The 8,325-nt window shown below is 71.5% G+C and carries 5 protein-coding genes; 2 read left to right on the top strand and 3 right to left on the bottom strand.

Annotation, left to right across the window (positions count from 1 at the left end):
* The coding region (gene ahpF, locus VJ693_RS21370; protein WP_324157528.1) for an alkyl hydroperoxide reductase subunit F at positions 1–1,350 on the bottom strand (1,350 nt) is incomplete at its 3' end.
* Between the two features lie 122 nt (positions 1,351–1,472).
* A complete protein-coding gene (gene ahpC, locus VJ693_RS21365; RefSeq protein WP_324157526.1) occupies positions 1,473–2,036 on the bottom strand; it encodes an alkyl hydroperoxide reductase subunit C in 564 nt (187 codons plus the stop codon).
* A gap of 109 nt (positions 2,037–2,145) precedes the next feature.
* Between ahpC and VJ693_RS21360 the strand changes: the two genes are divergently transcribed.
* Both VJ693_RS21360 and VJ693_RS21355 read left to right on the top strand, forming a co-directional pair.
* The gene (locus VJ693_RS21360; protein ID WP_324157525.1) at positions 2,146–2,379 is read left to right on the top strand and encodes a cysteine-rich CWC family protein; all 234 of its coding nucleotides are present in this window, start codon (positions 2,146–2,148) and stop codon (positions 2,377–2,379) included.
* Positions 2,380–2,445: 66 nt separating this feature from the next.
* On the top strand, positions 2,446–5,619 hold the full coding sequence (locus VJ693_RS21355; protein WP_324157524.1) for a sensor domain-containing protein: 3,174 nt from the start codon (positions 2,446–2,448) through the stop codon (positions 5,617–5,619).
* Here VJ693_RS21355 and VJ693_RS21350 read toward each other — a convergent pair whose 3' ends face one another.
* Positions 5,620–8,208: a PAS domain S-box protein gene (locus VJ693_RS21350; protein WP_324157522.1), complete on the bottom strand. Its 2,589-nt coding sequence runs from the start codon at positions 8,206–8,208 to the stop codon at positions 5,620–5,622.
* Between the last annotated feature and the right edge of the window lie 117 nt (positions 8,209–8,325).

Here is an 8,325-nt window from a genome sequence, read left to right as displayed (position 1 = left end):
CAGCCCGATCTGCACGAACACGCCCTCGAGATCGACGCGAGCGACTTCCCCGCTGGCGCGGTCCTTGTAGAGCAGGCCGTTCACCTTCTGCCCGTCGCCCGTGATTTCCGTGGTCTGCGCGTTCAGCCGCACCGTCACGTTGGGCAGGCTGGCCAGCTTGCGCTGCAGCACCGCATCCGCGCGCAATCGCGTGTCGAACTCGACCAGCGTCACGTGGGCCACCAGGCCCGCGAGGTCGATCGCTGCCTCGACCCCGGAGTTGCCGCCGCCGATCACCGCGACCCGCTTGCCCTTGAACAGCGGGCCGTCGCAATGCGGGCAATAGGCCACGCCCTGGTTGCGGTACTCGGCCTCGCCCGGCACGTTGACATTGCGCCAGCGCGCGCCGGTGGAGAGGATGACCGAGCGGCTCTTCAGCGCCGCGCCGCTGGCGAGCTTCACCTCGATCAGGCCGCCGGGCTCGGCGGCCGGCACGAGCTGCACGGCCTTTTGCGCGTTCATGATGTCGACGTCGTAGGCGCGCACATGCTGCTCCAGCGCGGCGGCGAACTTCGGCCCCTCGGTTTCGGTGACCGAGATGAAGTTCTCGATCGCCAGCGTGTCCAGCACCTGGCCGCCGAAGCGCTCGGCGACCACGCCGGTGCGGATCCCCTTGCGCGCCGCGTAGACCGCGGCCGCCGCGCCCGCCGGGCCGCCGCCGACGATCAGCACCTCGTACGGCGCCTTGTCGGCCAGCCGGGCCGCGTCGCGCGCCGCGCTGCCGGTGTCCAGCTTGGCCAGGATCTGCTCGACGCCCATGCGGCCCGAGCCGAAGGGCTGGCCGTTCAGGAACACGCTCGGCACCGCCATGATCTCGCGCTGGGCGACCTCTTCCTGGAACAGCGCGCCGTCGATCGTCGTGTGGGTGATGCGCGGGTTCAGCACCGCCATCAGGTTCAGCGCCTGCACGACCTCGGGGCAGTTCTGGCAGGTCAGCGACATGTAGGTCTCGAAGTGCCAGTCGCCTTCCAGGCCGCGGATTTGCTCGATCAGCGCGTCGTCCATCTTGGGCGGGTGGCCGCCGCTTTGCAGCAGCGCCAGCACCAGCGAGGTGAACTCGTGGCCCATCGGCAGGCCGGCGAAGCGGATGCGCGCCGGCTCCCCGGCTGCGCCGACGGTGAACGAGGGCGTGCGCTCGCCGTCGTCGCGCTCGGCCATGCCGACCCGCGGCGAGAGCGCCGTGATCTGCTGCAGCAGCGTGCGCATCTGCTGCGAGGCCTCGCCGTCATCGACCGACGCCACCAGCTCGATCGGCTTTTGCAGCCGCTCGAGGTAGGCCTTCAACTGGGTTTGCAGGTTGGCGTCCAACATGGTCGATTCCTTGGGTTCTTCAGGCAAAGCTGCGCCATCCCGGCCCCGGTCAGGAGGCCGGCCGCACAGCTGGCAGGGAGTGGGGGCCCGCGCCAGTGCGGCGCGGGCGAGTGGGAGAGGCCTTAGATCTTGCCGACCAGGTCCAGCGACGGGGTCAGCGTCTTGGCGCCTTCGTTCCACTTGGCCGGGCAGACCTGGCCAGGGTGCTTGGCGACGAACTGGGCAGCCTTCAGCTTGCGCAACGTCTCCTTGACGTCACGGGCGATCGCGTTGTCGTGCACTTCCATCGTCTTGATCACGCCTTGCGGGTCGATGATGAAGGTGCCGCGCAGGGCCAGGCCCTCTTCGGGGATGTGCACGCCGAAGGCATTGGTCAGCGCATGGGTCGGGTCGCCGACCAGCGGAAACTTGGCCTTGCCGACCGCCGGCGAGGTCTCGTGCCACACCTTGTGCGAGAAGTGGGTGTCGGTCGTGACGATGTACACCTCGGCCTCGGCCTTCTGGAACTCGGCGTAGTTGTCGGCGGCGTCTTCGACTTCGGTCGGGCAGTTGAAGGTGAACGCGGCCGGCATGAAGATCAGCACGGACCACTTGCCCTTCAGGTTCTGCTCGGTGACCTCGATGAATTTGCCGTTGTGGAAAGCTTGGGCCTTGAAGGGTTGGACTTGGGTGTTGATCAGCGACATGGCTGGATTTCCTTCTGCAGTGCAGGGTTGAACGGGATGGATTGAATGTTAGGTGCATCGCAGCATTTACGTGATTGATTGATCAGATGTTGATCATTGAGAGGTTCTATTGAACGACGCCACCTGCCCACGTTGCGGCAAGCCGTTTGCGTGCGGCGCCGGTCGCCCGGTGCCCTGCGCCTGCAACCAGCTCCAGCTGACCGACGCCCTGCGCCAGCAGCTGCGCGAGCGCTTCACCGGCTGCCTGTGCCCGACCTGTCTGCTGGCGCTGGGCGCCGTGCCCGTGACGGCTGCCGCGGCCGAAGCGTCGGCGGCTTCAAGCCTCGGCGCGACGCGCCGATAAAGCGCGTGAGGTACCACGAGCAAGCGTGGCGCCCGCCCGCTGCTGCCCGCCCTGCCGCCCGTCTTGATGCCCCACCGTGCCGCTTCACCCGTCGCCAACCCGAGCCGTGCCAGCTCGTCGGCATGGCTGCGCGGGTTGCTGGCGCTGGTCGTCGTGGTGCTGGGCCTGGCGGCCTGGGCCTTCGTCGCCGCGACCGAGAGCCTGGCCAGGGCCGGCGCCGGTGACGCCGAAGCCCTGAACCTGGCAGGCCGCCAGGCCTACCTCGCCGAGCGGCTGGCCGCCGCCGCGGCCAATGCCGGCAGCGGCGCCGACAGCACGCTGCCGTTGGCCGACGCCCTGGCTCGCATGCTTGAAGACGCCGTCCGGCTGTACGAGCTGCGCGGCGTCTGGAGCGGCAACGAGGACAGCCCCGAACACTGGACGGCGCACCGCGAACGCCTGTGGGCGGCCGCGCAATCGCTGCAGATGGCGCGTGAACGCGGTGAGACCAAGCTCGATACCTACACGATGCGGGTGCAAACGCAGGCGCAGCAGTTCGTCGCGGCGATGGAGCAGGCCACGGGCGAGTTGCAGCGCCTGGCCGAGGCGCGCCAGCGTGGCACGCGCCGGGCCCATGCCGTGCTGGTGGGCCTGCTGGCAGCCGGGGTCAGTGTGCTGCTGTGGGGCCTGGGCGAGCCGCTGGCGCGCCGCATCCGGCGCCACCAGACGCAACTCGAAGCCCAGGCGCAACAACTCGAGCGCCTGGCGATGGTGGCCGACCGGACGCAGAACGGGGTCGTGATCGCCGACGCCCGGGGCCTGCTGGTCTGGGCCAACCAGGGCTTCACCCGCATCACCGGCTTCACGGCGGACGAAGTACGCGGCCGCAAGCCGGCCAGCTTCCTGCAATTCGAGGGCACCGACCCGGGCACGAGCCGCGCGCTGGACCAGGCGCTGGCGGCCGCCGAGCCGGTGCGCGTGGAGATCCTCAACCGCAGCAAGCAGGGCCGCAGCTTCTGGGTCGACCTGGACATCCAGCCGCTGCGCGATGCGGCGGGCGTGCTGACCGGCTTCATCCAGGTGACGACCGACATCACCGCGCAGGTCGAGCGACGCGAGTACCTCGACGCCATCCTGCGCGCGCTGCCAGCCGGGCTGCTGGTGCAGGACGCCCAGGGCCGCATCGTCGATGCCAACCTGAAGGCCGAACAGCTGATGGGCCTGCCGCGCAGCGAACTGATCGGCCGCACGAGCTTCGACCCGCGCTGGGCGCCTGTCGGCGAAGACGGCACGCCGATGCGCCCCGAAGCCATGCCCTCGATCGTCACGCTGCGCAGCGGCCAGCCGCAAGTGGACCGGCCGGTGGGCGTGCGCACGCCCGACGGCCAGCGGCGCTGGCTACGCGTGAACACCCAGATCCTCGCCGGGCCGGACGGCTCGACCCAGGGCGTGATCTCCTGCTTCCTCGACGAAACCGACCTGCGCGAGCAGGGGCACCTGCTGCGCATGACGATCGACGGGGCCGGTGTCGGCACCTGGGACTGGGAGGTCGGCACCGATGCGCTGCACTACAACGAAGGCTGGGCGGCGATGCTGGGCTACGGGCCGGGCGACCTGCGGCCCCAGGTGGACGCCTTCCAGGCCCTGCTGCACCCCGACGACGTCTCGACCATGCGCGAGACCATGCGGCGGCACCTGAAAGACCCCGCGCAACCCTACCGCACGGAGTACCGGCTGCGCCGACAGTCCGGCGACTGGATCTGGGTGCTCGCCGCCGGCGCGGTGATCGAGCGCACGGCCGACGGGCGCGCCAAGCGCATGGCCGGGGTGCACCTGGACATCACGGCCCGCAAGGCCCTGGAGCAGGCGCTCGGCGAGGCCGCCAGCACCGACGCGCTGACCCAGCTGCCGAACCGGGCGGGCATCCAGCGCGACCTTGCCCGCTGCGTCGCGCGGGTGCACGAGCAGCCCGGCCACCGGTTCGCGGTCCTGTTCATGGATTTCGACCGCTTCAAGCTCGTCAACGACAGCCTCGGCCACGAGGCCGGCGACGAGCTGCTGCGCCAGATCGCCGCGCGCGTGAAACAGACCCTGCGCCCGGGCGACGACGTGGCGCCCCTGGCCGAGCTGGGCGCCGCCGCGCCCGGCTGCGATGTCGCCGGCCGGTTGGGCGGCGACGAATTCATCGTGCTGCTCCATCACATCAACCACCCGGCCGACGCCATCGGCGTGGCCCAGCGCCTGCTCGATGCGCTGGCCGCGCCCTACCAGCTCGCCGGCCGCTCGGTGCAATCCAGCGCCAGCATCGGCATCGTGACCAGCGACATCTCGTCCGGCAGCGTCGAGTCGGTGCTGCGCGACGCCGACACCGCGATGTACGAGGCGAAGCGGCGCGGCCGGGGCCGCTATGTGGTCTTCGACCCCGAGATGCACCACCGCATCCGCCATGCGATGGACCTCGAGGCCGACCTGCGCCAGGCTCTGCAGCGGCCGCAGCAGGACGGCGTCTTCGTGGTCTACCAGCCCATCGTCGCCCTCGGCAGTCGGCGGCCGATCGGGCTGGAGGCCTTGGCGCGCTGGCAGCACCCGTGGCGCGGGCCGGTCTCGCCGGCCGAGTTCGTGCCGCTGGCCGAGGAGGCCGGCCTGGTCGATGCGCTTGGCGAGCTGGTGCTGCGCCGCGCCTGCCTGGACCTCGCGGCCTGGCAGCGCATGCTCGGGCCCGACGCACCGCGCACGGTGGCCGTCAACCTCAGCCGCGCGCAGTTGCGGCCCGGCCAGCTGGCCGCCACGGTGCGCGCCGCGCTGGCCGAGGCGGGGCTGCCGCCGGCCGCGCTGCGGCTGGAGATCACCGAGACGCTGGCCATGCAGGGCGAGGCCGCGCTGACCGTGCTGGGCGAGCTGCGGGCGATGGGCATCAGCCTGGCGCTGGACGATTTCGGCACCGGCTACTCATCGCTCGCGTCGCTCGACCAACTGCCGATCGACACGGTGAAGATCGACCGCGCCTTTGTCGCCAAGATGGTCCACAACCGCTACCAGACCGCGCTCGTCAAGTCGACCGTGCAGGTCGCCGACGCGCTGGCGCTGAAGGTCATCGCCGAGGGCGTCGAGACCGAGGCCCAGGCGGCTGCGCTCGCTGCGCTGGGCTGCCACGCGGCGCAGGGCTGGCTGTTCGGCCGGGCGATGGCGGCCGGGGAATTCGTGGCCTGGTGGGATCGGCAGGCGCGCCGCAGCGGCGAGCGCGACGCGGCGCTGGCGTAGCTACTTCGCCGCCGCCGGCCGCAGGAAGCGCCGCAGCTCGGCGCCCAGCCGCGCCAGGTCCAGCGGTTTGGTCCAGTACTCGGCCGCACCGGCGGCCAGCGCGGCGTCCACCGCGTCGGGCATCGCGCTGGCCGAGAGCACGACGACGGGCGTGCCGATCGGCGCCTGCTCGGCCTGCAGCCGCTGCAGCACCTCGGTGCCGTGCATGTCGGGCAGCTGCATGTCGAGCAGCACGAGGTCGAAGTGCTCGCCGCGCAGGCGCGCCAGGCCGGCTGCGCCGGTGTCGGCGCCATGCAGCCGCACCTGCGGCCAGCGCAACAGGAACTGCTCGACCAGCAGCAGGTTCACCGGGTTGTCCTCGATGTAGAGGATCGCGCCTTCGAGCAACGGCCCCTCCAGCGGCACCGGGCCCACTGCCGGCGGCGGCGGCAAGGCGGCGCTTGCCCCGGCCACGCCGCTCGCCCCGGCACGCGGCAGCCGCACGCTCATGCACGTACCCTGCCCCGGCGTGCTGCGCGCGCTGATCGTGCCGCCCATCTTCTGCACCAGCTGGCGCGTCAGGTGCAGGCCGATGCCCGTGCCCTCGACCGTGCCGCGCTCGCGGCCGAGCCGGTTGAAGGGCTCGAACAGGTGGGCCAGCTGCTGCGCGCTCATGCCCACGCCGTCGTCGATGACGTCCAGGCGCAGCGTGTCGCCGTCGGCGGGCGCGCTGCCGCCCGTCGCCGTCTCCAGCACCACCTCGACCGCCACGCGCCCGCCCGGCCGGTTGTACTTGCAGCCGTTGGACAGCAGGTTCAGCACCACCTGGCGCAGCCGCGTCGCGTCGGCCCGCACCGCCAGCGCGTCGTCGAGCGCGGCCGGTGCAGGCAGCAGCTGCACCCGGTGGCGCGCTGCCAGCGCCGCCGACACCGACAGCGCCGATTCGATCAGCGGCCTGATGGGCACGGGCTCGATCCGCATGTCGAGCTGGCCGGCCTCGATGCGCGAGACGTCGAGCACGTCGTCGATCAGGGCCAGCAGGTGCCAGCCGGCTTCGCGCGTCAGCGCCAGCTGGCGGCGCTGGTGCGGGCTGAGCGATTCACGCGGGTTGTCGGCCAGCAGCTGCGCGAAGCCGAGCATCGCGTTCAGCGGCGTGCGCAGCTCGTGGCTCATGCGCGACAGGAACTCGGTCTTGGCCTGGCTGGCCGCCTCGGCGACGATGCGCGCCTCGCGCGCGGCCTCGGCCGCGCGCCGATCGGTCAGGTCGCGGATCACCGCGGTCATCGTCATCCGGTCGCCCTCGCCCTGGCGCGACACGGCGGCCTCGAACGGAAATCGCTCGCCGTCGGCGCGCATGCCGAACAGCGTATTCGCGTGCCCGATCGCGACACGGTCGCGCCCGCTCTCGATGAAGGCCTGCAGGCCGTGGCGGTGCCGCTCGCGCAACTCGGGCGGCACGAAGTCGTCGAGCGGGCGGCCGACCACGGCGGTCGCCGGGAGGCGGAACATCTCGCTGGCGGCGCGGTTGAACATGACGACGCGCTGCTCGGCGTCGATCGTGATGATCGCGTCCATCGCCGACTCGACGATGCCGGCCAGTTGGTGCTCGCGCAGCTCGAGCGCGCGTTCGGCGTCGCGCCGGGCGGTGATGTCGTGGCTGATCGTCAGCAGCGCGGGCTGGCCGTCGTAGTCGATCAGCTCGCCGTTGAACAGGATCACTCGCTCGACCCCGTCGGCATCGCGCACGCGGGCTTCGAAGTCGCGCACGTGGGCCTCGACCTTCATCGCCGCCATCAGGCGCCGGTGATCGTCGAACGACATGCCCAGCCCCAGCTCGTACAGCGGCCGGCCGATCAGTTCCTCGCGCGAGCGGCCCACGCGCTGCGCGAACACCGGGTTCAGGTCGATCAGTCGACCATCGTCGAGCGTGCGCACCGCGATGCCCATTGGCGAGGCATCGAAGATGCTCTTGAAGCGACGGTGGTCGGCGGCGGCTTGGCGCTGCGCATCGAGACGCGCCTGCTCGCGCTGCAGGTTGTCGAGCGCGAAGGCCAGGTCGTCGGTGAGCCGGTGCAGCAATTCGACCAGCGCGTCGTCGAACCCGTCGGCGGAGTCGGCGTGCAGCAACAGCACGCCGACGACCACGCCTGCGCAGCGCAAGGGGAACACCGCTTGCGCACACACGCCGGCCGCCTCGGCATGCGCGCGCCAGTCGGCTGCCAAGGGGTCGCTCGCCATGTCGCTGCAGATGCCGGGCAGACCCTCGGCGAGCGCACGGCCGGTCAGGGTGCCGGCCAGGAACGTGTCGTTCAGCGCGCGCGCGGCCGGCATCGGCCCGAACAGGCGCTCGGCCGGGCCCGCCCAGGCGAGCGCACGCAGCGTGACGGCCTCTCGCCACCAGGCGCTGGCGATGGCGGCCAGCCCGGAGTCGACGCAGGCGGCGCAGGCTTCCCGCAGCAACTCATCGCGCGGGACGCAGGAGATGACGGCGTGTTGAAGGCGCGATTGCGCCGCGAGAAAGCCCGACAGCCGACGCACCTGGGCCTCGGCGCGGGCGCTGCTGGCGAACCGGCGATGGAGGCTGCCTAGAAATCGGGGCGTGACGGTCATGGCGACAAGGCTGCGCCGCGGCACCAGCCGCTGAGAGCCTCGGGCCTCCCGCACCGCAGTGGCACGAGGGTAGTGCAGCGCCCGGCCGGCGGCAACCCACGGTGTGCGGCAAGGCCA

This window comes from Ideonella sp. (assembly GCF_035254525.1).
Taxonomy (GTDB): domain Bacteria; phylum Pseudomonadota; class Gammaproteobacteria; order Burkholderiales; family Burkholderiaceae_C; genus Ideonella.
Note: the sequence above shows the minus strand (reverse complement) of the source record. Positions and strands in the feature narration are given on the sequence as shown.